Here is a 2,103-nt window from a genome sequence, read left to right as displayed (position 1 = left end):
GGGCTTGCTCGCGAAGGCGGTCTGACATTCAACGTAATGTCGACCGCACTGACGCTTTCGCGAGCAAGCCCGCTCCCACAGGGGTTTTGCATTCCTTCAGAGAAATCCGCGCAGGTTTAGACCGCCGCGTTATAGAACTGCTCGCTGCTCTTCTGCTCCACCAGCGCCTGCTCGATCGCGGCCTGATGCACTTCATCGGAATGCTCTTCGCGTGCTTCCGGCTGAATGCCAAGGCGCGCGAACAGTTGCATGTCCTTGTCGGCCTGCGGGTTGGCAGTGGTCAGCAGTTTGTCGCCGTAGAAAATCGAGTTGGCACCGGCGAAGAACGCCAACGCTTGCATCTGCTCGTTCATCGCTTCACGGCCGGCGGACAGGCGTACGTGGGATTGCGGCATGAGGATGCGCGCGACAGCGAGCATGCGGATGAAGTCGAACGGGTCGATGTCTTCGGCGTTTTCCAGCGGCGTGCCGGCGACTTTCACCAGCATGTTGATCGGCACCGACTCCGGATGCTCCGGCAGGTTGGCCAACTGGATCAGCAGGTTGGCGCGGTCGTCCAGCGACTCGCCCATGCCGAGAATGCCGCCGGAGCAGATCTTCATCCCCGACTCACGCACGTAGGCCAGCGTCTGCAAGCGTTCGCTGTAGGTGCGGGTGGTGATGATGCTGCCGTAGAACTCAGGCGAGGTGTCGAGGTTGTGGTTGTAGTAATCGAGGCCAGCCTTGGCCAGCGCTTCGGTCTGTTCCTGATCGAGACGACCGAGGGTCATGCAGGTTTCCAGGCCCATGGCTTTCACGCCTTCGACCATCTTCAGCACATACGGCATGTCTTTGGCCGACGGGTGCTTCCACGCGGCCCCCATGCAGAAACGGGTCGAGCCGATGGCCTTGGCGCGGGCAGCCTCTTCGAGGACTTTCTGCACTTCCATCAGCTTTTCTTTTTCCAGGCCGGTGTTGTAGTGACCGGACTGCGGGCAGTACTTGCAGTCTTCCGGGCAGGCGCCGGTCTTGATCGACAGCAGCGTGGAAACCTGCACCCGGTTGGCGTTGAAATGGGCACGGTGCACCGTCTGCGCCTGGAACAGCAAGTCGTTGAATGGCTGTACGAAGAGCGCTTTGACTTCGGCTAAAGACCAGTCGTGACGCAGGGTGGCAGAGGTGCTGGCGCTCATGGGCAGTTCCTTGGTTATGCTTGGCTGGCGGCTGTGGGAACGGAATACCCACAGGCGCGACACGGATGTTCGGCATATTTAAGGAAGAGTCATGCGCTGTCAACCACGAGACGAAGCACAGGTTTACATCTGTTTAAAAAACGTACAAAGCTGTTTGTTGTGCGATGAACCCGCAGAAGCAGAAGTGCCAATCTGCGTCGCCTGCGAAACCGATCTGCCCTGGCTCGGCGACCATTGCCAGACCTGCGCCTTGCCGCTGCCCAGCGCTGGCCTGACCTGCGGCGGATGCCTGCTAGAGCCGCCGGTGTTCGAACAGGTGGTGGTGCCGTGGCGCTATGACTTCCCGGTGGACAGTTTGATTACGCGTTTTAAACACAACGCGAAATGGCCGTTTGGCCACTTGCTCGCCGATGTTGCCGGACAATACCTGCAACATCGCTTCGATGAAGGATTGCCACGACCCGACGTGTTGCTGCCGGTGCCACTGGCGAGCAAACGTCTGCGTCAACGTGGGTTCAATCAAGCGGCAATGCTGGGGCGATGGTTGAGCCAACAGCTGGATCTACCTTTTGAGGAACATGCTCTACGGCGGGTCCACGACACCAGCGCCCAACAGGATCTCGACGCTAAGGCGCGCAAGCGCAATTTGCGTCACGCCTTCGCCCTGGCCCCTGACGCCGAGGTGAAAGGTCGGCACTTCGCGTTGATTGATGATGTGCTGACCACCGGCGCCACGGCCCAGGCACTGGCGCGACTGCTGCGGGATGCAGGGGCGTCGAGAGTTGACGTGTATTGCCTGGCGCGCACGCCAAAACCCGGAAGCTGAAACCGACACAATCCCTTGTAGGAGTGAGCCTGCTCGCGATAGCGCAATCACTGCCAACATTGATGCTGACTGTTCCACCGCCATCGCGAGCAGGCTCACTCCTAC

The 2,103-nt window shown here is 60.0% G+C and carries 2 protein-coding genes; one reads left to right on the top strand and one right to left on the bottom strand.

The window, feature by feature from the left end; all coding sequences use genetic code 11:
- Positions 1 to 116: 116 nt before the first annotated feature.
- Positions 117 to 1,172, bottom strand: coding sequence for a biotin synthase BioB (gene bioB / locus QMX91_RS30810; protein ID WP_047596458.1), 1,056 nt, complete (start codon positions 1,170 to 1,172; stop codon positions 117 to 119).
- Between the two features lie 91 nt (positions 1,173 to 1,263).
- On the opposite strand from bioB, the gene QMX91_RS30805 reads away from it, so the two are divergent.
- Positions 1,264 to 1,998, top strand: coding sequence for a ComF family protein (locus QMX91_RS30805; protein WP_282413878.1), 735 nt, complete (start codon positions 1,264 to 1,266; stop codon positions 1,996 to 1,998).
- Positions 1,999 to 2,103: the final 105 nt, after the last annotated feature.

It is taken from the genome of Pseudomonas sp. PS01299, from assembly GCF_029960145.1.
Taxonomy (GTDB): domain Bacteria; phylum Pseudomonadota; class Gammaproteobacteria; order Pseudomonadales; family Pseudomonadaceae; genus Aquipseudomonas; species Aquipseudomonas putida_A.
The sequence above is the reverse complement of the archived record's forward strand: the minus strand, read 5'-3'. Positions and strand labels throughout refer to the sequence as shown.